Consider the following 22,782-nt stretch of genomic DNA (forward strand, 5'->3'; position numbering starts at 1 on the left):
ATAACAATCACAATGTCAACAATTGGGATTTCACAGAAACTGCGGAAAACCTCCCCTAACGAATAAAAAGAGCTCCAACCAAACCGGTTGCGAGCCATAGATATGTAGAACTCCAGTATACAATCAGCATAATCTCCACTAGAAATAGCTGAAAAATGGAGCGATCCTCCATATCTATCTTTCGACTTGTTAGCCGATGACCTTAACAATATTTCCATCTTGATCGGTAATATTCGTTTTAACAATTTGAAATGATACATCTTTTAATGAGGGTATTACAAATTCACTTTCCTTTGGATGTAATCTATCGCTTAACTCGGCAACTGCTATATTATCCAAAGCAAAGCGTACCTCATGCGTTGTCCATATAAAACTCGCCTGCTCTGCTCGTTCAAAAATGACTTGAACATCTGGTCCTGCAAGTGTCAGCTTTTTCCCTTTTAAAATTCTTCCCCCGTAGCAGCTTTCCAATAATCTCTGCCTGCTTTGCCCCTAATTGAACAACAGCTGGAGATTTGCTGAACCACCTCTTCTTGCCTGGTTCCCATATGAGCTGATCGACAAATAATATGCCCGTATTAGAACCATCCCGCTCCATGCCTGTGTGTACAACCTCTGAAATAGAATCATAATTAATATCATTTTTACGGAACTGATTTGGGGTTTAGGTTTCTCATTATTACCATTTTATTCCAGCCCCTTTCCTAGAATAGTATACCATAAGATCTTTTACTGTAGATATTGCTAACTATTTTATTAGACAGCTTACAAGCATTTTTTAAATTGGATTATAGTCAATCGAGACTCAAAAAATCCAAAGCTTTAGTTAGCTTTGGATTTTTCAGATAAAACCTTTTTTAAGGTTTCGATATTCTTATTCATTATACTAAAGTAATCTTCATTATTTTTGAGATCATCCTCTGTAATATATTCCAAGTTGTGTAAAGTAACAGGTATTGCCTCTGTTTCCTTTTTAACGACATCAGCTACTTTTGTTATTGGATTTTGATCATAAATAATGTAGGATATACCATATTCTTTAGCAGTCTCAATAATGGTTTGTAACTGTTTTTGCGATGGTTCATTATCGGGGCTCAAACCAGAAATACTAATTTGCTTGACTCCATATCGATGTTCCCAGTATCCGTAGGAAGCGTGTGAAACCAAAATTTCTTTATGGTCAGCAGCCTCAATCGTCACTTGTAGTTCTTTGTTCATTTGTTCTAGGGTTTGTTTAACCTCTTGAAAATTCCTTTCAAATTCATCTTTAGCAGAAGGCATAGCTTCAGTAAGAGAAATTTTAATATTTTCGGCCATTGCTATCGCACGTACAGGATCTAGCCAAATATGTGGATCTTTGTCATGATGATGATGGAGATCGTGTTCGCCATCTGCATGACTTTCATCGTGATCCTCTTCATCCCCGTGGCTCTCATCAGCATGTTCATCGTGATCTCCGTCATGATCATGCCCATGTCCGTGGTCATGATCATCATCCCCACTTAATAATTCGATTCCCTTTGAAGCTTCAACCATTGTTACCTTTTCATTCGCTAGTGTACTTCTCGTTTTATTTACAAAAGGTTCGAGACCAGCTCCATTAAAAATGAATAAGTCTGCATCAGCAATGTCCATCATCGTCCTCATCGTTGGTTCAAATGTATGGGCATCTGCTCCAGCCGGATACACACTTTTCACTTCAACATATTTCCCACCGATTTTCTTCGCAAAATCTTCAATTGGAAATATCGTTGTAAACACAGTTAACTTTTCCTCACCATTTTCCGTAACTGCTTGACTCGATTTAGCTGACGAATCCGGAGTGCATCCCCCTAAAAACGCCGCGGTGAGCAAAAATAATATGAAAAAGGTTGATTTTACTTTCATTAAAACTTTCCTTTCTTTTTAAAATTGGTCCTATCAACTTAGCATTAATCAGACCACTTTAGGTTCACAAAACGTAACCATTACGATTTAGAGAGCATACTATTCTATAAAATGTCCAATAAGGAGAGCGTCATATGTAAGGCTCAATCTACACGTATTTTGAATGAATAAACATTTTATAAGTTGGTTTTCTATTATATTAGGTTTATTGCCATTTCATACCTAGACATACGGTTCTGTCATTCGATCTGCGTATGTTCCATCCCAGCTTGCAACACATATTCACCCCTTTTATGTAAAATAAATTGTCACTTTAACTTCTAAATAGTCCTCAAAATACAGAAACGATAATTTTAAAAAAATTTTATAGTTAAATCGTAACGATTACGATTTGTATGATATAATAAAAAAATCTAATTGGCAAGCTTTTTTTCATCATCGAATGAATAATCAAATGTGATAATTTGCTAGGACGCAAACATAAAATGGTGATTACGGGGGATTAAGTATGGCTCAGGTTTATATACTCAACCTCCTGAAATTAATGCTGACAGTTCCTTAGACACTTCGAATGCTGAAGAATATTTGAATGATCCTGAAGGTTATATGGCAAAGTTAGATGAAAGAGTCGAAGCTGGATATAGTGATAGCGTAGACGAAAGCAATGAAAGTGGAATACTTGCAGACGAAAACAGTCTTGGAACAAATCCCGATGGAAGTGATATTTTAATCATGACATCCGAAGATCAAGAGAAGTTAAAAAATGAGCTGTTAAACAGCGAAAGGATTGTGGTGGATGATAACCGCTATCTCGCAATCCTGAACATTCTTCATGAATATCCTAGTTTATTTGTTGGTAAAGAGATCGAGATTGTTGGGTTTGCCTATAAAGAACCAGACTTTGAAGACGATCAGTTCGTTATTGCACGGTTCGGAGTATCTTGTTGTGTTGCTGATGCGTCAGTATATGGAATCATCTCAACAATGGATGAGATAGGAAGTATTCAATATGAAGAGGATCAGTGGATTCGGGTAACCGGAAAACTTTCAACAACAATAATGAATGATTGGGAATTACCTCTTCTGCAAGTCACGAACGAAGAAAAAATAAACGAGCCAGAGAATCCGTATGTATATGAATATTACATACCGCTAAGTTAATACAAGCGTAAGAACCTGTTAGCAACGTACAAACTTCAGGGATTTTCACTTATCGTAGGAGAAGGCCAAGAAGTTTGTACATCGCTGGGCGCTGAGGTTAGACCGATCGTTTGCGCTACAACCCCATGTGAGATCAAACCTCATTCTAAATCCTCTGCAGCTGTAATTTCCCCAATACCTTTTTCAACAATCCGCTAGAGCGAATAATCGTATATATTAACTCGCTTTTGCTCAAGAATTTTATCCGCAATAACAAAAGCTTTCATATTCGATCAAACTACTTATTTTTAATATCTATTTAATTCACACAGTGTATCTCCGCCTTTAGAATATTTCCTTTTAACATAGTGTGTCCTAATCATGAGTTACTTTTGAATGCACCCCTTCAATACGAGGCCTAGTTGCTCTAAACCAATGGAAGCAAAGGATGAAAATAAGAATAATATCGATGATATCCCCGCCATAATACATGAGCATGCCTCCAAATTCGGCCTCTTCTAATGGTACTCCTTTAGGCGGCTGAGCGTAGATATACTTTGATAGAATTCCATGGCCAGCTAGAGCTATCACAAATACGAGAGCACGGTACAAAAAAGAAACTCGATGGGGGGTCGGATCGATATAGATCATTGAGACTGTAAACAGATATCCAGCCAAGAACACGTGGAGATGCACGATTAAATGCAAAAGGGTACTCTCATGCATAAGTGAATATAGATTAGTAGTATACAACAACCATAATCCGCCTATATTAAGGAAGGATGTGACAATAGGATTTGTAAACACTCGCGATGGCCAGCTTTTAAGAACCTTCGAAAGCTTTCTCGCCAAAGGTATACTCAACATTCGCAGCACAAGAGTTATCGGGGCCGCTAATGCGAGAAGCAACGGCGCCAACATCCCCAACAACAAATGGCCAAACATGTGAGCTGTAAAAGATACATGGGCACGGTTTGCTAAGGGACCTGCAACGGCAATAATCGCGAGGAGAATTCCCAAGGTCCAGCAAACAGTACGGTACATCGGCCATGGTTTATAACGTCTACTGGAAAAGATAACAGCAAGGATATACATAACGAAAGCCAACACAAATGGTAGTGCCAAAAGTAGCTGAGGGATGATCCCAACATGTTGAATATGATTATTCATGTGAGACAACCTTTCCATATTGTTTGCTACTTCGTGTAGAAAATACAAGACTGAGACCGATAATAATCATGAAAACAGCTACGATATTCCATATCAGATCATAAACAAATACGTTTTCAACATAACGAATCTGGTGGATTTTCATCACTTTGTGTTGAACTGTACCATCGTATAACTGGAAACCGCCTGTACCAAGTAACACTCCTCCCCACCACCTCTTTAGCCACAATGCGTTTCGTCTTCGAAGATCTGCAAACATAAACAAACCCCCAATTGTGGCAAACCAACTAAAAGCATGAAACAGCCCATCAGAAATTAGCCCTATTTCGGTTGTGGACTTATCATAGAAATGATGCCAACGCAATAGTTGATGAAAGACCGTCTCATCAAAAAAGGCAGCTAAGCCCATTCCAAACAGAATGCCTGACCATAGATTACGACTTTTGTACTTGTTTTTATTTAAAGTACTCGAATAATTGTTTCGACTTCCATTTTTAATACCCATTTTCTTCTCCTTCGTGTAACTTTCACATATATACATTTATCGTTTCCACATACTTCTCCTGATAAACAGCCTAAAGGGATTGGAATAATCCTGTGGAAATAAGCCCAAGAATCTGTTTTCCAGACCATGACCAAAATAATGAAAAAGCATTAGAGTTTTAACTAGGTGGTTCTGCACATTTGATCAATAGAGAGTGTTGGATCCAGTATTCAATTATTTGGCGCGATCACTGGATCACTCTTATTATTTTCCTCTTCGTTACCTGTTTGCGATTCCAAACAACCGATAAGTAGTATGGATAATAAAAATGCAACACACTAGTTTTAAACACACTATACTTACTCCTTCTTTTAAATTAATAAACTGAATCATTTATCTTTTAAAAGAAATCATTTCTCCTATATTAGAAAGCTTCAATAACTTATGATGATTAAACGCACGTTTTTTCATTTCAACTATACAAGGAGGCTTTCGATTTTAACGACCTTTTTGAAAAATCGTTTATAGCTATCCTTTATCTAAATATTCGTAGGCAATGCAATGAATCACTTCGTTTTCATTAAACAGAAACAGGCTATCTCACTTATGATGAGATAGCCTGTAAACGTTGATATATCCATATTTTTATTGTAAACAAAGGTAAACAAGGGAACGTAAGAAATACGATCTTAAAAGCGCACCTCGTGCACCACAGTTCTCAAAACGTTAATTTCAGCATTATCAGTCATTTTGCTAATTCAACTGCAATTACACAAATAGAAAAAGCCATTATTTTGATCGTTAGTCGAACAAAGTAATAGCCATCAATTTTTATTTTAGAAGATTTTCCAAAGGAACCGACTTGTAAATAATTCTATTCTATTATTGCCTAATTCAATAGAATAAGTGAGGCTAGTATGGTTCCAATCCTCCAATACAAACATAGCCGATTGCAATTGCAAACAACTTCTTTCTTCTAATGGGATATTAAATCTCCACAATTTATGAACTTTAATTTTTTGATAAAATGTTACATTTCTTATTTTCCATATTCATTCTATTGGATTTAATATACTTAGTAAATATATAACGAACTAGCGGTCCCATAATAATAACCTGTAAAGGTAATGCTATAATCAAGTTCCTACCAAAAACTGTAAAATAATCTACAACCACTGAGTTAGAAGTAAAGCCATTATGAATATAAGTTGAAACTAATCCGTAAATAGACATAAAAAACGCCATTCCTAAAACCATGCATATTGATATGGCCAGGACTGTATAGAGTTTCTTAGTTGTATTTATAGTTAATTTCAATGCTATCTTTTTAGCATTCGGCCCTACTATAAACATGTCAAGTATAAAAGCAATCACAAACCCAATAAAAAAATCAGATATTCCTTCTATAAAAGTCATTTTCCCGATACTTCCATTAAGGTAAAAATTATATATAGTCATAACTAATACCATCCCAAAACACATTATTAAACCAAATTGTAAACTTTCTTTCTTAGTTGTTGGCAAATTTCATCATCCTTTCTTTTTCCTACCTTTGTAGTATAGGAATAGTAAGAACCTCCTCGTAAGTGAACATTTTGTGAACAAATATTTTGAATGATTCATTCTTGCCTTAACTTTTCTCAACAAAACTGCACTTTAATTTAAGTAAACTTCCCAAAAGCCTTTTCCACGTTTTAACACTATTCTACAAAATGGCCCTTAATGGAATAGTGTGGAGGGGTTTCCATTGCTTCATTCGAGAGTGTTCAGTATAGCACTATTTGATTTAAAAACTTCGTCCAGGAAAATTATGTGTGCTTCCGGCGTACTAAAACGTGTTAGAAGCCATTGGAAGTAATTCGTTTCTTGTTAAATCAGCAGACAATGCCAATTTTGCTGTACCCAGTGAGCCGATCATCAGCATATGCTGTTTTTCATCCGGTGCTTGAATGAAAGATGTACAAATGCGTTTAGGTCATTCTAGGATTGTACAACAATAAATATATACACCCATGTCACAAAAGAAAGTGAAGAAAATATCATTAATATGTTAGTCGATTATTTGAGTACAGAAAGTCCAAGTGAAAGGAATGAAAAATGAGATGGAAATTATTGGGGCAAAATTGGAGTCAATAGCCTTTTAAAGATAAAAACAGCCCCTTCCGACGGAGCTGTTTTTGATAATTTGAATGTGTAGTTCGATTTATCCCTTTTTGTCCAAACAGGAATCGTATCCCTATCTAGGAAACTAGCTTTTGATGTATAACTTTCTTCTTGTTCAACAAAACGAACGCCCCCGTTTAAGTACACTTGTTCACAAAAATTACTATTACCTTCAGTCTAGTTTAATCCCAAAAGCTATCCATCTTCCATCAATATCTTCGACTACAAATTCTTTATTGTTGTAATCAGTATGATCTAATGAACGGACTATCTTTACATTAGAATTGACAAACTCTTCTTGTAGTTCTTTTTGGTTTTTGGTAATAAAATATGCATCGTACCCATAACCATATAATTTTCTATTTGGAATTACTTTTTGTCCATTAGATTTTGTTAAGATAATCTCTGTTGTGTCACGGTATAAACAAATATGTGGTTCATTGGAATTTAAATAATGAACAGCTTTAAATCCCATTTTCTTTTCATAAAAATTAGCTGTTTGTATTATATCCTGCGTTGGAAATATACAGTGAGATAACAATAATAAGTTCTTCATTAACTGTCTCCTTATAAAAATGGTTTATTTATTAATTTCTATAACCTTTTGTAAAATCCTTCTTCAACTTAACTACCTCGTTAGTTTAAGAGTAGCTCTCACAATTATTTGATATTATATAGAAAGATAAATTTAGAGTTTAGTTTATAGTTATAAAAATAAGTTATTTATACCCTTATAATTCTACAAAAAGGAGGAGTGTATGAAAAAGACTATTGTTTTTGTATTAACGATACTTATATTATTCTCAGGATTCGGAACACATAGTTATGCGTTGTCTGATTCGAAATCTGCGGCAATACAGTCATTGCTAGATGATGCCTGTCGTATATCAGGTGTGCCTGGAATATCAATCTCAATACTTGCTGATGGTGAAGTGTTCTACTTTTCTTCTGGGTATGCAGATCTTGAAAAGGGGTTGTCTGCAAGTGAAAATACACTCTATGAGTTGGCCTCGGTGAGTAAAGCTTTTACTGGTATGGCGATTTTGCTATTGGAAGAGCAAGGGCTGCTATCAATGACTGACCCTATCCAAAAATATTTACCTTGGTTTACGTTAAAGTATCAAGGTAAACCTGTTGATATGCAAAGCCTTACACTAAATAACTTTCTTCACCATACCAGCGGCCTAACAAATATAAAACATACTCAAAATATTCCACAAGGTAATACGCCTGATATGTTGCAAAAGACTGTGGAAACGCTGGTAGATGCAGAATTGGCGTTCTCTCCCGGTGAACAATATAACTATGGAACCGTTAATTATGACGTATTGGGTTTGGTTATTGAGATTGTATCACGGCAAAGCTATGAAGACTATATGAAGGAACAGGTATTTCTACCCTTAGGTCTTCACCAGACGTATGTTTATAAAGAAGATGCTCAAGCCACTGGACAGTTAGCACAGGGCTACCGTTCTTCCTTTTTTATAACAACTCCATTTAACGCTCCGGATTATGCAGGGAATAAACCTGCCGGCTATATCATTTCTAATTCAAAAGATATGGCGCGTTGGATGGGCATACAGATGGGTATCGTGCAGGACATACCCGAAATATTTCACAGGGTTATCGAAAAATCACATAGGGGGGATATGTCTGTTTCGGCTGTCAATGATATGTATTATGCGGCAGGTTGGTCGGTAAACGCCGAACAAACGTTTATAGAACACACTGGGGGTAATCCAAATTTTAGAACCGAAGTAGCCATAATGCCAAATGAACGAACAGCCATCTCCTTACTGAGCAACGGCGCAAATACCAATATAAACCTGGTACTGAAGGTTAAAAATATATTAAACGGCAATCTAACTCAGTCATATGAGATAAGCGGCACACAGCTTTTGGACATCATTTTGTCGTCTACCACAATCATTCTATGCCTATTGACCGTTCTGTTATTTTTCTTAGGATTAAGAAAAAGGAAAACAAATGAGCAGCAGCCAATGACAAAAAAGAGAACAATCGTAACAATTATTTTCCTAATTGCTACGATTGCCCAGTGTATAATGTTTTTTGCCTTCGATTGGTCAACGATACTTATTTGGCAGACATATAGTGTTCTTACAGCTTTAATTTCGTCAACATTATTAACAGCAAGCATTACTTGGTTTGTATATACTCACCGATCAGATTCCTCAGTCCGAAAATAAGTATAATGTTAAGTAAATAAATCCTAATTTATCAATATTCTTAGTTTAAAGAAACTGGGCTGTCCTATAAGTCCCTCGAATAAAACAGGAAGAGAAAAATGACACTGTTTTCTCCTCCTGTTTTTGTATCTTTTTGCATATTACCTGAAAATAGCTGGCGAATGCTGGCTATTTTCAGGAGTGTCCGTTTTTCATATGGTCGTCTTTCATCCGCATGAATGTGGCATCATGATCGGTCTTCGAAAAACTGTTTCGGTCCCGAATATTTCATGGTGCTGTCTGTATTTTTATATGCGTGGTAAGAAGTCTTGGCGGATCTGTTTCGCTGGCTTTTTCAAAGCACACGACGTGCGCGGAGTGCCTTGCGAAGTGGCACTTCCTTCGTATTTCGATTTCTTCTGTTAGAGAATCTGCTTGCTTTTCAAGTTCGGCAGCCAATACTTCCAATTGTTCAGGGGCCACTTCATCTATTGGCATCGGATCAAGTTCCAAGGCTTCGGCTTGTGCAATTTCATGTATATTCCGAAGGGTTTCCTGAATCTTTTTCTTCAAATTCTCCTCGAAATGAAAGGTTGTTTTTTTCCATACAAAAGAATACTTGTTGGCATCAGCTTCTAGTTCTGTCCCATCCAAGAAGTAGTTCTCCATTGTGATATATTTATCTTCAATCAATTTTAGAATCATCGTTTCGAATAATTCATCCATCATCGCTTTCATGCGGTTTCCACGGAATTCGTTGATTGTACGGAAATCGGGTGTCTGCATCGCCGCCACCCGTATAATACGCAAAGAGTTGTGCACCGGGAAGCGTCTCCACCATTTCATCCATCACACGCGCAATATGTTTTTCCGAAATGAACTCCTGAACATCGAAGATGGCAAAGCTTTGATGGATATTGTAGAGTTTGAATGTGGGGGCTAATTGGCGTTTAGGAATGTCATTTTCTTTTGTTTCATCTGTTGATAGCGTAAGTTATGTGTTATGATGATCAGTAGTAATCTTCGGATTGCACATAAAAATCGTCCTCCCTATGAATGTTGTGTGGTAACTTCATTTTACTAGGTAGGACGATTTTTTTATGCACCTTTTTAGATATGTTAAAAATAACCGTTTCATTTTAAGCACGTTGATTGGAGCAGAAGGTGCGAGACTCCTGCGGGAATAACATGAGCCTTGAGCCTCCTCAGTCGCACAGCGACTGAGGAGGCTCAAGCCATGCCCGCGGAAAGCGAGCGCCTTCTGCGGAAATCAACACCCTCGTTTAAAACAACTAAAAGGGGCAGCCAAAAAGGGAAGTGATCTTCCACCTTTTGGACAGCTCCTTAATGTCATCGACACTTCTCATAGTTAAACCCACTTGCTATTTCTTCCACTAACCTTCCCCGTTAGTTAAGTACAGTTCTTCACAATCTCCATTTTCTTGTTCAACAAAATGGCCCGTTTGATCCAGCGAAGATTAGGACATGCACGTATCAGTACCACAATGGATATTTACACACATCACAGAAGATACAGACGGAAATTTAAGTGAACTTTTGGCGAGCTACTTGAATAAAGAAAACCATCTCTAAGAACGAAGATAACGAGGTGTAAAAAAAGGTGTGACACGCGCATGTTCGAATCTTTAAAAACAACCGAAAGTGAAAGGTCTGAAATTTCCCCACGAAAAATTATATTCAAATTACATTCACTAAGGTCGAATTACATTCCCTTTTTAACCCTAGATATATATGGATTTTTCTGACTTTTTAAGTGATTACCCCGTTGAATAATATTAGTTTATCACTCCACAACATCTGGAAAAATACCACGATCTAAAATTTCCAATAAACTTTTCTTTACTGTTTTATAATCTACTTGCTCGAACAACAAATAAAGAGTGTTCGAATTATAATCTTCTTTAAAATAATCCTTCTCAAGGATATCACTTAAAACACTTTTTAATAGATACCCACTTCTAGAGGATATGTTACGCTTCTCTACTTTTCTACGCTCATGCGCTACTTCATAAAAGAGTATAACTAATTCTTCATCAACAAATGTACTGTTTTCCCAAATCCTATGTAAATCATAGAAGTGCCTTGAGTTCTGAGTATACAACCCAAGTTCGTGATAATCACAAATCGCAAATATCTTATCAATAAAGGTTCGTTCTATTGACTGCACGTTTATTTCAAATGGGTCTAGTTCATATTGTTTTATTAAATCAAATTGACCTTCTTTCTTCAAATATTCCAAGATGTAATTATTAACCTGTCTTCGCTCAAAAGGGAAAGACTTGAGAGTTAAATATGATTCTATTAGTAAATGGGATCTTAAAATTTCTCCAGTCCCAAATATTGCAGAATATTCTACCTCGTATCTATTAAAATCGCGTCTTGAAAGAATTTTTTCCGGATTTATTAAATGCATGTCCAATCTTTTAATAGCACGATTGATGGCGGTTATAAGCTCTCTTTTCTCATGTTCCTTTTCACGATTTGTTGCATTTGAATTAAGATTTAATGTTATATCAATATCTTCCGAAAACCGATTAATTACTCCATAACACTTAGAAAGTGAGGTACCTCCTTTAAAAATTACATTCGGGGATTCCCGGGCAATATTTTTTAGCAATAAAGACACAAAATAGTCTTTATCCATATATTCTTCTGGAATCCCCATATCATCAGCAGTTGCTTGTACAATTTCTGCAAAAGCATCACTATCTTTGTGTAAGTACATCGTACAACTCACTTTCTATTAGGTTTTTGGACGTTTTGGTTGGATAGTTCTTCAGGTATTTATTCAATTGCTCTTTTGTGATTTTCACATCACTTAAATATTCCAAGATGTTCTTAGATGCTATTGAAATTGGCTTGGTGCTTAACCTATCAAAATTAGTAAGAAGGTCGAGAACCTGTAACAATTTGTAATTATCGTTATTTATCTCAACGCGCGATTTTCGTAACGCAACCTTACGCTTATTAAAATGAACTATTCTAATTGCAGACTTTTCAGCTGCTGTAACAATCTCAATCATCCCAGGATTTTGTGTGGTTAATTTTAATAAATTTGCAAAAGATAAACCAGTAGTATACCCAATTCTTTGATTTTTGTTATATAAATATTTCTTATTAATGATTTTATTAACGCTTAATGTTCTTGATTTCAATATCGATTTCGGGTTTGGAATGAAATAGATACCATCCTTATACCTGCATATCTTTTCATTATCAACCATTCTTTTTAGAGACTGCCTTAATGCATCTGGCTTTAAAAAATCGATTTCCTTTTTTAAATCTTCCATAAAAATGGGTTCATCATAACCATATTTATTGACCAAGGATTGGTATAAATCCATTCTTAACACCTCCATATCTCTATTGTAACACATTTTAATAAAAAATATAAAAAAATGTGACAACTTAATTTATGTAGAAAAAGATATCCTATCTTTTTGTAAGGTTTCGACAGTAGGATTTTGAAGTTTCAAGAGTAACGAAAAGGAGATACCCCTTTAAGGTTGTTATAAATTACTATTACGATTTAACCTTTTCACTTTCAGCATTGATTCAATAACTATGATATTGGTACAACTATAATCTCCATATTTCAAATTTAACAGTATAAAAAAATAAAACATTTGCCATTTTGAAATTTAGGAACAAGAGAGTAAGTTATTCCGAAACCCTCCACTGTTCAAATACTCATTTAATTTGTTGGATCCTAAGCACGGACTTTGGAAAAATCGCTTTTTCCACAAATACATACATTTCAAAAGATCTATCCTGAAATAAAAATAAAACTCCAACACGGTTCTACACCACATATAATTGAAAAACTAGAAAATGGACTTATTGATATCGGAATTATTCATTTACCTATTAATAATAATGAAATCCATATGACTGATTACTTAACCATTAGTAGTACCTTTATTGTAGGAGAGAAATATAAAGAGTTGGCTAATAAAACGTTAGCATTAGATGAGATGTTGAACTATCCAATAATCTCTTTCTCTAAAACAAGTAGTTCTAGGAAATTTCTTAATCAGATATTCCAAAGAAAAGGGTTATGTGTAAAACCTGACGTTGAAGTTGGCAGTGTTGAATTATTAATTGAGTGTGCCAAAATTGGAATGGGAATTGCCTTTGTAACCAGAGAACTGGTTTTGAGGGAATTATCCAAGGGTGAATTATTTGAGGTACATACAGGTGAAAATATAGAAAAACGACAAATTGGAATAATAACAAAAAAAGAGAGCCCTCTTTCTATATCAGCAAATAAGTTCTTTAAACATTTACTAGAATAGAGCAAGAAAATAAAGCCTCGTGTTAGTTGTATTGTTTCTTACAGTAGCACTTCCCAAACCATCACTTTTGTCTAAATCTGTTTACTACAAAATAAAAAATATAATTTACTAAGAAATTTGCCAATCAACAAGGGGCATTTTTCACTGCAATAATTTATCAGTAAAATAATTACATTCAATTTACATTCACTAACTTTTCCACAAACAAAAACAGGCTATCTCACCAAAAGTGGGATAGCCTGTAAACGTTGATATACCAATGTTTTTATAAAGATTAACGTTTTGAGAACTGTGGTGCACGACGTGCGCCTTTAAGACCGTATTTTTTACGTTCTTTCATACGTGGGTCACGAGTTAAGAGACCAGCACGCTTAAGTGTTCCACGGAACTCAGGATCTACTTCAAGAAGTGCGCGAGCGATTCCATGACGGATAGCTCCTGCTTGTCCTGTGTAGCCGCCACCGTTAACAGATACTAAAACATTGTAGCTGCCTACAGTTTCAGTTGCAGTTAGAGGTTGTTTAATTACTTCACGCAAAGATGCAAATGGAATGTAATCTTCAACATCACGATTATTAATCACGATACGACCATCGCCTGGTACTAAACGTACACGAGCTACGGAGCTCTTACGGCGACCTGTACCATAGTATTGAACTTGTGCCAATTGATTTCCCTCCCTTTATTAACCGCGAAGCTCGTAAGTTTCCGGTTGTTGTGCTTGATGCGGATGCTCTGCTCCAACGTATACATGCAATTTCTTGAACATTTGACGTCCAAGTGTTCCTTTTGGAAGCATGCCTTTGATTGCTAGTTCAAGCATTCTTTCTGGAAATTTCGCACGCATTTCTTGTGCTGTTCTTGTTTTCAAACCACCAGCATAACCAGAGTGGCGGTAGTAAACTTTATCAGCCATTTTATTACCAGTTAATTCAATTTTTCCAGCATTAATTAGAATAACGTGATCACCTGTATCAACATGCGGTGTAAAAGTTGGTTTATGTTTACCACGCAAGATGGACGCTACTTCAGATGCAAGACGACCAAGCGTTTTGCCTTCAGCATCAATCACGTACCATTTACGTTCGATCTCGCTAGCCTTAGCCATATACGTAGTACGCATTTGTTACCCTCCCAATATAAAAATTCCAAAGTTCAAATTTAACAATCACAATTGTACTTATTTTCAACACAATAAGATTCGGGGCTTATCGTGGAATTGAAACAATACCATAGGATATCTTACCTTATTTCATTATATAATGTCAAGAAAAATTTGTACACCTGGTTAAGTTGTTTCACATATTTTTATGACCTTAATAATAAACTTCCCAAAGGTACAATCCTTCTGATGGCGCCGTCTTTCCAGCCCACTCTCGATCCCTTTTTTGTATAATATCCGTCATTGATTCCGGAGTAATTTTCCCTGTTCCAACTTTAAGTAAAGTCCCCACTAAAATCCGAACCATATTATAGAGAAATCCATTCCCTGTAAACGAGAAGGTGACTTGCTCTTCATCTTGCTCTATATGAATCTTAGAGATCGTTCTAACCTTATTAGTTATTTTTGTTTTAGTAGAACAGAAACTCGTATAATCATGTGTGCCAACTAAATATTTAGCAGCTGCCTTCATGTCACTAATATTAATTTTATAAGGATAATGAGCAGCATAATGGCGCTTAATCGGGTCTCTAACAGGACTAGTATAAATAACATACTTATAGGTCTTTCCCTTAACATCATAGCGAGCATGAAAATCCTCTGCTGCCTTTTCTACCTTTAATACTGCGACATCACTTGGAAGTACAGTATTAAGAGCCTTTATCCAGTTCATAGGAGGGATTCGTAACCAGGAATCATAGTGAATAACTTGTCCCCGGGAATGAACACCAGCATCTGTTCTACCAGAACCTGTTACTTTGATTTGTATGCCCTTGTGTATCTTTTTTAAAGCCTTCTCCAATTCTTCCTGAACCGTTCTTCCATTCATTTGAATCTGAAATCCTGAGAATGCTGTACCATCATATGCAATGATTGCTTTATAACGAGTTGTGTCATTCATTGTGTATCACGACCTTAGAACAAATAACAATCCTGCGAGTAAAAACAATGATAATGTCGCTAGTGTATCTGCTAACTTCCATTGTAAAACCCGATACTTAGTCCTTCCTTCTCCACCACGGTAACCTCTCGCTTCCATTGCAATCGCTAATTCTTCCGCACGCTTAAAGCTGCTGACAAATAACGGTATTAGCAATGGAATAATGGCTTTCACCCTATCTTTCACAGGACCACCTGAAAAATCAACACCGCGTGCCATCTGAGCCTTCATAATTTTATCAGTCTCATCCATCAACGTTGGGATAAACCGGAGAGAGATAGACATCATTAATGCTAACTCATGAACAGGGAACTTTAATTTCTTTAAAGGGTTCAGTATACTTTCCAGTCCATCTGTTAGTGTAATAGGGGTAGTTGTTAATGTTAACAATGAAGTTACTAGTACAAGTAAGAAGAATCGCAATGATATAAAGATCCCTTGCCGCAGTCCTTCATCATATATTTTAATAAACCCTAAAGAAAAGATGACATCGCCGGCTTTATTGAAAAAAACTTGTAAAACGAAAGTGAAGATAACTAGAAACAAGACAGGCTTTAACCCATTTGCTAAAAAGCGGATATTAATCTTGGCCAAAAGCACAATGAAAGCTACAAATAAAAGCAGTATTCCATAAGTATAGACATTATTCGCTAAAAAGATAATAAAAATAAAGGCAAATACAAACAAGACCTTAGACCGCGGATCAAGTCGATGGAGTATAGAATCTCCTGGAATATATCTTCCAAAAATCATTTTCTCCATCATGAGTAGTCACCCCGATCCTGTAATTCTTTTAGGGTTTGAGACAACTCCGTAATCGTCAGGCACGTTTTATCCAATTTTCTACCTAATTTTTTTTCAAAAAGATACTGAAACTTAACAACTTCTGGCACATCTAATCCCAATTCAAGCAATTCCTCAGGGTTTGAAAAGGTCGTTCTTGGATCAGCAATTTTCTTCACTTGACCCGAATGCATAATGGCAATTTCATCCGCATACTTTGAAGCATCTTCCATACTATGAGTAACGAGAATTGTTGATAAGTCCTTCTCCTTATGTAGCCGGTAAAACATCTCCATAATCTCCGTACGGCCTCTAGGATCAAGTCCTGCAGTCGGCTCATCTAATACAAGAATTTCCGGTTCCATTGCAAGTACACCTGCAATGGCGACTCTTCTCATTTGCCCTCCTGATAAATCAAAAGGAGACTTTTGTAGAATATCCTCAGAAAGACCAACTTCTGTAATGAGAATCTTTGCTCTTTGTTTTGCTTCTTCTTCAGAAACACCAAAATTCATCGGTCCAAAACAGATATCCTTTTCAACCGTTTCTTCAAACAATTGATGCTCAGGAAACTGAAAAACTATCCCTACTTTTTGGCGAATAGATCGTAAGTTTTTTTCCCGTTTTTCTGCATCTATTACGCGATCCCCAATGATTACTTGCCCCTTGGTCGGCTGCAGAAGTGCATTCAAATGTTGAAGAATGGTAGATTTCCCCGACCCTGTATGGCCAATCAATGCCATATAAATCCCCTTAGGAATGGACAAATTCACATTTTCAAGGGCAAGGTGTTCAAATGGGGTGTTCACTTGGTATCTATATTCTACTTCCCGAAGTGTAATGTCCATAATTCATCTAACAACTCCGCATCGGTCAAAGATTTCTTAGGTAACGTAAAACCATTTTTCCGTAAACTACTCGCCATTTTGATAGGGAAAGGAGTATCAAGTCCAAGGCTAATTAGCTCTTCTTCTAGTTCAAAAATATCATCTGGAGTTCCATCTTTAAAAACATGTCCCTTATTCATGACGATAATTCGATCTGCCTTAGCCGCCTCTTCTAAATCATGTGTGATCGAAATAACAGTTAAGCCTTGTTCACTGTTTAATTCGCGAACTGTGTTTAATACCTCTTCACGTCCCAGTGGATCAAGCATAGAGGTGGCCTCATCTAAAATAATAACTTTCGGCCTTAAAGCAATAATCCCAGCAATAGCAACTCGCTGCTTTTGCCCGCCGGATAGATGATGTGGCTCTTGGTCAAGAAAATTAGCCATATGCACACGTTCAAGTGCATGAAGTACACGTTCTTTCATTTCTTCATTTAAAACCCCGTGGTTCTCCAAACCAAAAGCCACATCATCTTGCACAGTTGCTCCGACAAATTGATTATCAGGGTTCTGAAAAACCATACCGACTGTTTTGCGGATATCCCAAATCGTTTCTTTGCTCAATTGGATATCTCCTACTGTAACGATTCCACTAGTAGGAAATTGTAGTCCGTTTAAAATTTTGGCAAGAGTAGACTTTCCTGACCCATTGTGGCCAACTATCGCTACCCATTCCCCTTTTGATATTGAGAAAGAGACATTTTCTAAAGCAAAAGTTTCTTGCCCTTCGTATTTAAAGGAAACATCCTGAATTGAAATAATGGGTTTGTTCCCATTTTCCATTCCTTTCTCCCCCTTTGGCGAAACAGACTAGAACATATATATTTAAAAAGTCCAAAAATAGAAAAAAAGCCTGCACCTCTCTCCAGGAATCTTTTAAAAGATTCCCAATCCTTTTTAGGATTTCATAGGAGGAGGTGCACGAGCTAGACAGGGTCACCGTGTCCAAAAGTGGAAGAGCTAGACTTATAGTAAGGCAGCTCCCACAAAAGAAGGTCACTTTATCTTATAATAAGAGACGATGCCTATCGTAACGCTCTTTTTAGCTTTGATCTATCAACGAAAAGTGCAAGCGCTGTAAGCGTCACATAGACAGAATAGGCGAACCCAAAAGACTGCTAGGCTAGCTGCGCTATACACTGCGAAATTTGCAAAAAAGGGAGAAGAAGTTAGGATATGATCTAACGACCTCGCCCTTTCTTTCAAAAGTCTATTATACTAATTCAATAACAACCATTGGAGCACCATCGCCACGACGTGGTCCAAGTTTCATAATACGAGTATAACCACCTTGACGTTCTGCATAACGAGGCGCAATTTCTGCAAACAATTTTTGTACAGCATCTTGGTTTGTTTCAGCATTTGCGACTTCATTGCGAATATAAGAAGCTGCTTGACGGCGAGCGTGTAAATCACCGCGTTTTCCAAGAGTGATCATCTTTTCAACAGTCGAACGAAGTTCTTTGGCACGTGCCTCAGTTGTTTCAACTCGCTCACTGATAATTAGATCCGTTGTTAAATCACGAAGTAGTGCTTTACGTTGAGAACTCGTACGTCCTAATTTTCTGTATGACATCCAGTTTCCCTCCCTTGTTGATAATCATTTACCAGCTTACACATTATTGGTCAACTGTTATTGTTAGTCATCCTTGCGAAGGCCTAGGCCAAGATCATCTAGCTTAGCTTTAACCTCTTCAAGAGATTTTCTACCAAGATTTCGGACTTTCATCATATCTTCTTCAGACTTATTAGCAAGCTCTTGAACAGTATTGATTCCAGCACGTTTTAAACAGTTATAAGAGCGAACGGAAAGATCAAGCTCCTCAATAGTCATTTCAAGAACCTTTTCCTTCTGATCTTCTTCTTTTTCAACCATAATTTCAGCATTTTGAGCTTCATCTGTTAGGTTTACAAAAATATTTAAATGCTCTGTTAAGATTTTTGCACCTAAAGAAATAGCTTCCTTCGGACCGATGCTTCCATCTGTCCATACATCCAGCGTTAGTTTATCATAGTTAGTCATCTGTCCAACACGTGTATTTTCAACTTGATAGTTTACACGTGAAACCGGAGTATAGATTGAATCTATTGGAATAACACCGATTGGCAGATCATCACGTTTATTTTGATCAGCCGGAGTGTAACCACGACCGCGTTTGGCTGACATGCGCAAACGGAAATTTGCATTTTTCCCAAGTGTCGCAATGTGCAAGTCTGGGTTAAGTATTTCTACATCACTATCATGCAAAATATCAGAGGCTTTTATTACCCCTTCTCCTTGTGCATCAATCTCTAAAGTTTTTTCCTCATCGGAATATACCTTTATAGCAAGTTTTTTAATATTAAGGATGATAGATGTAACATCTTCTACAACACCTTCAATAGTTGAAAATTCGTGTTGTACTCCTTCAACTTGGATTGATGTAACAGCAGCACCAGGGAGAGAAGATAGCAAGATACGACGCAAGGAGTTACCCAAAGTTGTACCATATCCACGCTCAAGTGGTTCTACAACAAATTTTCCATATTTGGCATCATCACTGATCTCAATTGTTTCAATTTTCGGCTTTTCCATTTCGATCATTCAAATATACCCTCCTTCAAAACGTCGAAATTTCGAATCTACTTACGAAATCCCCCATGTTACAATCCCACTTGTGCAACAACTGGATGAAGAATTGATTCATGACGAACATAAATTCATATACTACCCCATTATAGACAGGGAATACAAAATTTATTCAGAATCAAACACGACGACGTTTTGGTGGACGGCATCCGTTATGTGGAACTGGAGTTACGTCTCTAATTGCTGTTACTTCAAGACCTGCAGCTTGCAAAGCGCGAATAGCAGCTTCACGTCCAGCACCAGGACCTTTTACTGTAACTTCAAGAGTTCTCATACCATGTTCCATCGATGTTTTTGCAGCTGTTTCTGCAGCCATTTGTGCAGCAAATGGAGTGGATTTACGTGATCCTTTAAAACCAAGTGCACCTGCTGAAGACCAAGATACCGCATTTCCTTGTGCATCCGTAATCGTAACAATTGTATTGTTAAATGTAGAACGGATATGAGCAATACCGGATTCAATATTCTTTTTCACACGACGTTTACGAGTATTCGTTTTTGTTTTACGAGCCATTTTACCTACTACCTCCTTTACCTACTATTTTTTCTTACCTGCTACTGTTTTACGAGGACCTTTACGTGTACGAGAGTTGTTTTTCGTATTTTGCCCACGAACAGGAAGACCACGGCGATGACGGAGTCCGCGATAAGAACCAATTTCCATTAAACGTTTTACGTTTAAAGAAACTTCACGACGAAGATCTCCTTCTACTTTCAACTTATCGATAATATCACGAATTTTCCCAAGCTCATCATCAGTTAGATCACGAACTCGTGTGTCTTCAGAAACGCCTGCTTCTGCAAGAACTTTGGAAGCTGTGCTTTTACCGATTCCGTAAATGTATGTTAATGATATAACTACACGTTTTTCACGTGGAATGTCTACACCAGCAATACGTGCCATTTTATACGTGCACCTCCTTATTATCCTTGTTTTTGTTTATGTTTTGGGTTTTCACAAATTACCATAACTTTGCCTTTTCTACGAATAACTTTGCACTTTTCGCAGATTGGCTTTACTGATGGCCGTACTTTCATTTTGTATAACCTCCTTAATAGTCCGGAGTGCATAATTTATTTAAAGCGATATGTGATTCTTCCGCGAGTTAAATCATAAGGGGAAAGCTCCACAGTTACTTTATCACCAGGAAGAATACGAATATAATTCATGCGAATTTTCCCTGAGACATGAGCTAGCACTGTATGACCATTTTCCAATTCTACTTTAAACATTGCATTTGGTAATGTATCAACAACTGTACCTTCGACTTCAATTACATCTTCTTTTGCCATCAAATCCGGCTCCCTTCTCTAAAACATCCAGACATTCTTCAACAAATTTGGCTAGTGCCCATCTTAATTTCCCATTAGTGACTCTACCTATTTCTGTTAAACTGTTTCGAACTTCTGTAGAAACGAAGTTATAAAGTGTAAGATGTTGGATATTCTTCTTTTTGGGACTGTCGAATTTTCGTTTATCGCCATCCGCAATAAGAACAAACCTATCATCAACATGCTTAATGATAATCGCGAATTGTCCTGTGTCTCGTCCCTTGTTAATAAGCACGATTTGACCTATTCGGGGAGTCGAATCAGAATCATTCAACAAGATCACCTACGCTTAAAGTTTAGTTAAAATCTCGTACCCAGTTTCTGTTATTGCAATGGTATGTTCGAAATGTGCACACATTTTACCATCGAGCGTAACAACCGTCCAATTATCTTGTAAGGTTTTTACATAACGGCTTCCCGCATTAACCATCGGCTCCACACAAATAACCATACCAGGCTTTAAACGAGGTCCTTTATTCGGTGGTCCGTAATGTGGAACTTGTGGGTCTTCATGTAAATCTTGGCCAATACCATGGCCAACATATTCACGAACAATGGAAAAACCTTTTGATTCGACATATTGTTGAATCGCATGGGAAATGTTTGAAAGACGCATATCTGGTTTAGCCTGATCGAGACCAAGATAAAGGGACTTTTCCGTGACATCGAGAAGTGTTTGAGTCTCATCATCAATTTCTCCGACCGCATAAGTCCATGCTGAATCGCCATGATAACCATTATACTGAGCACCAATGTCGAGACTAATAATGTCTCCTGCTTTCAAAACCCGTTTCCCAGGTATGCCATGTACAAGCTCTTCATTTACAGAAGCGCAAATACTTCCAGCGAACCCGTTATAGCCTTTAAAAGAAGGATATGCATCATGTTGTCGAATAAACTTTTCAGCTATGGAATCCAATTCTTTTGTCGTAATTCCTGGTTGTATATGTTTCTTAAGTTCTTGATGGGTCAAAGCCACGATTTTTCCAGCATCCCGCATAATTTCTATTTCACGGGGTGTTTTGCAAATAATCATTATACCAAACCTTTTAGTAATGAATCAATATCTAAAAATACTTGTTCAATCGCCTGCTGACCATTGATATTTTTCAAGTACCCTTTTGATTCATAAAAATCAAGAAGTGGTTTTGTTTGCTTTATGTTAACGTCAAGACGGTTTTTAACTGTTTCTTTATTGTCATCTGGGCGTTGGTACAATTCGCCTCCACACCGATCACAAATACCTTCTTCAGATGGTGGATTAAAAACAAGATGATATGTGGAACCGCACTTTTTACAGATACGTCGACCAGTTAGACGTTCCATCAATACACTTTGATCAACATCAATATTGATCACATAATCAATCTTTTTTTCAATTTCGGCGAGTATATTTTCAAGAGCTTCTGCTTGGGCTACTGTTCTCGGAAAACCATCTAATAAAAATCCCTTTTCACAATCTTGCTTGGCAAGACGTTCACGGACAATACCGATTGTTACTTCATCAGGAACAAGTTCACCTTTATCCATAAAGGATTTAGCTTTCAACCCAAGTTCTGTTCCATCACTCATAGCTGCACGAAACATATCCCCTGTCGAAATATGAGGTATTTTATACTCTTCCACAATCTTTTCAGCCTGAGTGCCTTTTCCAGCACCGGGTAGGCCCATTAAAACTAAGTTCACCTTTCATCGCTCCCG

At 37.0% G+C, this 22,782-nt stretch carries 28 protein-coding genes and 1 pseudogene; 3 read left to right on the top strand and 26 right to left on the bottom strand.

The window, feature by feature from the left end:
- Positions 1-189: 189 nt before the first annotated feature.
- A complete protein-coding gene (locus tag BN1243_RS13375) occupies positions 190-471 on the bottom strand; it encodes a hypothetical protein (protein WP_062107582.1) in 282 nt (93 codons plus the stop codon).
- 351 nt (positions 472-822) lie between these two features.
- Positions 823-1,887 (bottom strand): metal ABC transporter solute-binding protein, Zn/Mn family, encoded by a 1,065-nt coding sequence (locus tag BN1243_RS13380; RefSeq protein ID WP_062107583.1) that lies wholly within the window; start codon positions 1,885-1,887, stop codon positions 823-825.
- Positions 1,888-2,472: 585 nt separating this feature from the next.
- Here BN1243_RS13380 and BN1243_RS13385 point away from each other — a divergent pair.
- Complete coding sequence (locus BN1243_RS13385) at positions 2,473-3,048, top strand: TIGR03943 family putative permease subunit (RefSeq protein ID WP_062107586.1); 576 nt, start codon at positions 2,473-2,475, stop codon at positions 3,046-3,048.
- A 354-nt stretch (positions 3,049-3,402) separates the two neighbouring features.
- On the opposite strand, the gene BN1243_RS13390 is transcribed toward BN1243_RS13385, so the two are convergent.
- The 6 genes and pseudogenes from BN1243_RS13390 to BN1243_RS13410 form a co-directional block, all read right to left on the bottom strand.
- Positions 3,403-4,197, bottom strand: a complete 795-nt coding sequence (locus tag BN1243_RS13390; protein WP_062107587.1) for a cytochrome c oxidase assembly protein — start codon at positions 4,195-4,197, stop codon at positions 3,403-3,405.
- The gene (locus BN1243_RS13395; protein WP_062107589.1) at positions 4,190-4,702 is read right to left on the bottom strand and encodes a DUF2243 domain-containing protein; all 513 of its coding nucleotides are present in this window, start codon (positions 4,700-4,702) and stop codon (positions 4,190-4,192) included. The genes BN1243_RS13390 and BN1243_RS13395 overlap by 8 nt, the downstream gene beginning before the upstream one ends.
- A gap of 990 nt (positions 4,703-5,692) precedes the next feature.
- Entirely contained in the window at positions 5,693-6,205 is a 513-nt protein-coding gene (locus BN1243_RS13400) for a DUF2798 domain-containing protein (RefSeq protein ID WP_062107590.1), read from the bottom strand.
- A 228-nt stretch (positions 6,206-6,433) separates the two neighbouring features.
- Positions 6,434-6,493 (bottom strand): hypothetical protein, encoded by a 60-nt coding sequence (locus tag BN1243_RS22685; protein ID WP_326569865.1) that lies wholly within the window; start codon positions 6,491-6,493, stop codon positions 6,434-6,436.
- 375 nt (positions 6,494-6,868) lie between these two features.
- Positions 6,869-7,017: pseudogene (locus tag BN1243_RS22945) on the bottom strand (RNA-guided endonuclease TnpB family protein); the annotation flags it as partial.
- Positions 7,017-7,400 carry a VOC family protein gene (locus tag BN1243_RS13410; protein ID WP_062107593.1) on the bottom strand — a complete coding sequence of 128 codons (384 nt, stop codon included), beginning with the start codon at positions 7,398-7,400 and terminating at the stop codon, positions 7,017-7,019. The gene BN1243_RS13410 and the pseudogene BN1243_RS22945, both read right to left, overlap by 1 nt.
- Before the next feature lie 202 nt (positions 7,401-7,602).
- Here BN1243_RS13410 and BN1243_RS13415 point away from each other — a divergent pair, with 202 nt between their 5' ends.
- Positions 7,603-9,051 (top strand): serine hydrolase domain-containing protein, encoded by a 1,449-nt coding sequence (locus tag BN1243_RS13415; protein WP_062107595.1) that lies wholly within the window; start codon positions 7,603-7,605, stop codon positions 9,049-9,051.
- Between the two features lie 267 nt (positions 9,052-9,318).
- Here the strand turns inward: BN1243_RS13415 and BN1243_RS13420 are convergent, their stop codons facing one another.
- The 3 genes from BN1243_RS13420 to BN1243_RS13430 all read right to left on the bottom strand — a co-directional run bounded on the left by BN1243_RS13420 (position 9,319) and on the right by BN1243_RS13430 (position 12,395).
- A complete protein-coding gene (locus tag BN1243_RS13420) occupies positions 9,319-9,876 on the bottom strand; it encodes a hypothetical protein (protein ID WP_154669859.1) in 558 nt (185 codons plus the stop codon).
- Between the two features lie 958 nt (positions 9,877-10,834).
- Entirely contained in the window at positions 10,835-11,776 is a 942-nt protein-coding gene (locus BN1243_RS13425; protein WP_062107598.1) for a nucleotidyl transferase AbiEii/AbiGii toxin family protein, read from the bottom strand.
- Positions 11,757-12,395 (bottom strand): DUF6088 family protein, encoded by a 639-nt coding sequence (locus tag BN1243_RS13430; protein WP_062107600.1) that lies wholly within the window; start codon positions 12,393-12,395, stop codon positions 11,757-11,759. Before BN1243_RS13430 ends, BN1243_RS13425 begins: the two co-directional genes overlap by 20 nt.
- A 378-nt stretch (positions 12,396-12,773) precedes the next feature.
- Here BN1243_RS13430 and BN1243_RS13435 point away from each other — a divergent pair, with 378 nt between their 5' ends.
- Positions 12,774-13,346: a LysR family transcriptional regulator substrate-binding protein gene (locus tag BN1243_RS13435; RefSeq protein WP_062107602.1), complete on the top strand. Its 573-nt coding sequence runs from the start codon at positions 12,774-12,776 to the stop codon at positions 13,344-13,346.
- A 274-nt stretch (positions 13,347-13,620) separates the two neighbouring features.
- On the opposite strand, the gene rpsI is transcribed toward BN1243_RS13435, so the two are convergent.
- From rpsI to BN1243_RS13510, 15 genes are all read right to left on the bottom strand, one after another.
- Positions 13,621-14,013, bottom strand: coding sequence for a 30S ribosomal protein S9 (gene rpsI / locus BN1243_RS13440; RefSeq protein ID WP_062107604.1), 393 nt, complete (start codon positions 14,011-14,013; stop codon positions 13,621-13,623).
- A gap of 18 nt (positions 14,014-14,031) precedes the next feature.
- Positions 14,032-14,469, bottom strand: a complete 438-nt coding sequence (gene rplM / locus BN1243_RS13445) for a 50S ribosomal protein L13 (protein ID WP_062107606.1) — start codon at positions 14,467-14,469, stop codon at positions 14,032-14,034.
- Positions 14,470-14,662: 193 nt separating this feature from the next.
- Complete coding sequence (gene truA, locus BN1243_RS13450) at positions 14,663-15,409, bottom strand: tRNA pseudouridine(38-40) synthase TruA (RefSeq protein ID WP_062107608.1); 747 nt, start codon at positions 15,407-15,409, stop codon at positions 14,663-14,665.
- A gap of 6 nt (positions 15,410-15,415) precedes the next feature.
- Positions 15,416-16,213, bottom strand: a complete 798-nt coding sequence (locus BN1243_RS13455) for an energy-coupling factor transporter transmembrane component T family protein (RefSeq protein WP_062107610.1) — start codon at positions 16,211-16,213, stop codon at positions 15,416-15,418.
- Positions 16,210-17,079, bottom strand: coding sequence for an energy-coupling factor ABC transporter ATP-binding protein (locus BN1243_RS13460; RefSeq protein ID WP_062107613.1), 870 nt, complete (start codon positions 17,077-17,079; stop codon positions 16,210-16,212). The genes BN1243_RS13455 and BN1243_RS13460 overlap by 4 nt, the downstream gene beginning before the upstream one ends.
- The gene (locus BN1243_RS13465) at positions 17,055-17,903 is read right to left on the bottom strand and encodes an energy-coupling factor ABC transporter ATP-binding protein (RefSeq protein ID WP_062107615.1); all 849 of its coding nucleotides are present in this window, start codon (positions 17,901-17,903) and stop codon (positions 17,055-17,057) included. Before BN1243_RS13465 ends, BN1243_RS13460 begins: the two co-directional genes overlap by 25 nt.
- A gap of 430 nt (positions 17,904-18,333) precedes the next feature.
- Positions 18,334-18,696, bottom strand: a complete 363-nt coding sequence (rplQ, locus tag BN1243_RS13470) for a 50S ribosomal protein L17 (RefSeq protein WP_062107617.1) — start codon at positions 18,694-18,696, stop codon at positions 18,334-18,336.
- 63 nt (positions 18,697-18,759) lie between these two features.
- Entirely contained in the window at positions 18,760-19,704 is a 945-nt protein-coding gene (locus BN1243_RS13475) for a DNA-directed RNA polymerase subunit alpha (RefSeq protein ID WP_062107619.1), read from the bottom strand.
- Positions 19,705-19,867: 163 nt separating this feature from the next.
- A complete protein-coding gene (gene rpsK, locus BN1243_RS13480) occupies positions 19,868-20,263 on the bottom strand; it encodes a 30S ribosomal protein S11 (RefSeq protein WP_062107621.1) in 396 nt (131 codons plus the stop codon).
- 24 nt (positions 20,264-20,287) lie between these two features.
- Positions 20,288-20,653 carry a 30S ribosomal protein S13 gene (gene rpsM, locus BN1243_RS13485; RefSeq protein WP_062107623.1) on the bottom strand — a complete coding sequence of 122 codons (366 nt, stop codon included), beginning with the start codon at positions 20,651-20,653 and terminating at the stop codon, positions 20,288-20,290.
- A gap of 20 nt (positions 20,654-20,673) precedes the next feature.
- Positions 20,674-20,787, bottom strand: coding sequence for a 50S ribosomal protein L36 (gene rpmJ / locus BN1243_RS13490; RefSeq protein ID WP_003156543.1), 114 nt, complete (start codon positions 20,785-20,787; stop codon positions 20,674-20,676).
- A gap of 36 nt (positions 20,788-20,823) precedes the next feature.
- Positions 20,824-21,042 (bottom strand): translation initiation factor IF-1, encoded by a 219-nt coding sequence (gene infA, locus BN1243_RS13495; RefSeq protein ID WP_057985584.1) that lies wholly within the window; start codon positions 21,040-21,042, stop codon positions 20,824-20,826.
- Positions 21,020-21,355, bottom strand: coding sequence for a KOW domain-containing RNA-binding protein (locus BN1243_RS13500; RefSeq protein ID WP_062107624.1), 336 nt, complete (start codon positions 21,353-21,355; stop codon positions 21,020-21,022). The genes infA and BN1243_RS13500 overlap by 23 nt, the downstream gene beginning before the upstream one ends.
- Before the next feature lie 15 nt (positions 21,356-21,370).
- Positions 21,371-22,117, bottom strand: coding sequence for a type I methionyl aminopeptidase (map, locus tag BN1243_RS13505; protein WP_062107626.1), 747 nt, complete (start codon positions 22,115-22,117; stop codon positions 21,371-21,373).
- The gene (locus BN1243_RS13510) at positions 22,117-22,767 is read right to left on the bottom strand and encodes an adenylate kinase (RefSeq protein WP_062107628.1); all 651 of its coding nucleotides are present in this window, start codon (positions 22,765-22,767) and stop codon (positions 22,117-22,119) included. The genes map and BN1243_RS13510 overlap by 1 nt, the downstream gene beginning before the upstream one ends.
- Between the last annotated feature and the right edge of the window lie 15 nt (positions 22,768-22,782).

Origin of the sequence: Bacillus niameyensis (assembly GCF_001375535.1) — a bacterium.
GTDB classification, from domain to species: domain Bacteria; phylum Bacillota; class Bacilli; order Bacillales; family Bacillaceae_C; genus Lederbergia; species Lederbergia niameyensis.

What these genes read in the sequence shown, in the direction of transcription:
- BN1243_RS13380 (WP_062107583.1), bottom strand. Translation starts at nt 1,887, where the DNA reads ATGAAAGTAAAATCAACCTTTTTCATATTATTTTTGCTCACCGCGGCG.
- BN1243_RS13390 (WP_062107587.1), bottom strand. Translation starts at nt 4,197, where the DNA reads ATGAATAATCATATTCAACATGTTGGGATCATCCCTCAGCTACTTTTG.
- BN1243_RS13395 (WP_062107589.1), bottom strand. Translation starts at nt 4,702, where the DNA reads ATGGGTATTAAAAATGGAAGTCGAAACAATTATTCGAGTACTTTAAAT.
- BN1243_RS13410 (WP_062107593.1), bottom strand. Translation starts at nt 7,400, where the DNA reads ATGAAGAACTTATTATTGTTATCTCACTGTATATTTCCAACGCAGGAT.
- BN1243_RS13415 (WP_062107595.1), top strand. Translation starts at nt 7,603, where the DNA reads ATGAAAAAGACTATTGTTTTTGTATTAACGATACTTATATTATTCTCA.
- BN1243_RS13420 (WP_154669859.1), bottom strand. Translation starts at nt 9,876, where the DNA reads ATGAAATGGTGGAGACGCTTCCCGGTGCACAACTCTTTGCGTATTATA.
- BN1243_RS13425 (WP_062107598.1), bottom strand. Translation starts at nt 11,776, where the DNA reads ATGTACTTACACAAAGATAGTGATGCTTTTGCAGAAATTGTACAAGCA.
- BN1243_RS13430 (WP_062107600.1), bottom strand. Translation starts at nt 12,395, where the DNA reads ATGGATTTATACCAATCCTTGGTCAATAAATATGGTTATGATGAACCC.
- rplM (WP_062107606.1), bottom strand. Translation starts at nt 14,469, where the DNA reads ATGCGTACTACGTATATGGCTAAGGCTAGCGAGATCGAACGTAAATGG.
- truA (WP_062107608.1), bottom strand. Translation starts at nt 15,409, where the DNA reads ATGAATGACACAACTCGTTATAAAGCAATCATTGCATATGATGGTACA.
- BN1243_RS13455 (WP_062107610.1), bottom strand. Translation starts at nt 16,213, where the DNA reads ATGATGGAGAAAATGATTTTTGGAAGATATATTCCAGGAGATTCTATA.
- BN1243_RS13460 (WP_062107613.1), bottom strand. Translation starts at nt 17,079, where the DNA reads ATGGACATTACACTTCGGGAAGTAGAATATAGATACCAAGTGAACACC.
- BN1243_RS13465 (WP_062107615.1), bottom strand. Translation starts at nt 17,903, where the DNA reads ATGGAAAATGGGAACAAACCCATTATTTCAATTCAGGATGTTTCCTTT.
- rplQ (WP_062107617.1), bottom strand. Translation starts at nt 18,696, where the DNA reads ATGTCATACAGAAAATTAGGACGTACGAGTTCTCAACGTAAAGCACTA.
- BN1243_RS13475 (WP_062107619.1), bottom strand. Translation starts at nt 19,704, where the DNA reads ATGATCGAAATGGAAAAGCCGAAAATTGAAACAATTGAGATCAGTGAT.
- rpsK (WP_062107621.1), bottom strand. Translation starts at nt 20,263, where the DNA reads ATGGCTCGTAAAACAAAAACGAATACTCGTAAACGTCGTGTGAAAAAG.
- rpsM (WP_062107623.1), bottom strand. Translation starts at nt 20,653, where the DNA reads ATGGCACGTATTGCTGGTGTAGACATTCCACGTGAAAAACGTGTAGTT.
- rpmJ (WP_003156543.1), bottom strand. Translation starts at nt 20,787, where the DNA reads ATGAAAGTACGGCCATCAGTAAAGCCAATCTGCGAAAAGTGCAAAGTT.
- infA (WP_057985584.1), bottom strand. Translation starts at nt 21,042, where the DNA reads ATGGCAAAAGAAGATGTAATTGAAGTCGAAGGTACAGTTGTTGATACA.
- map (WP_062107626.1), bottom strand. Translation starts at nt 22,117, where the DNA reads ATGATTATTTGCAAAACACCCCGTGAAATAGAAATTATGCGGGATGCT.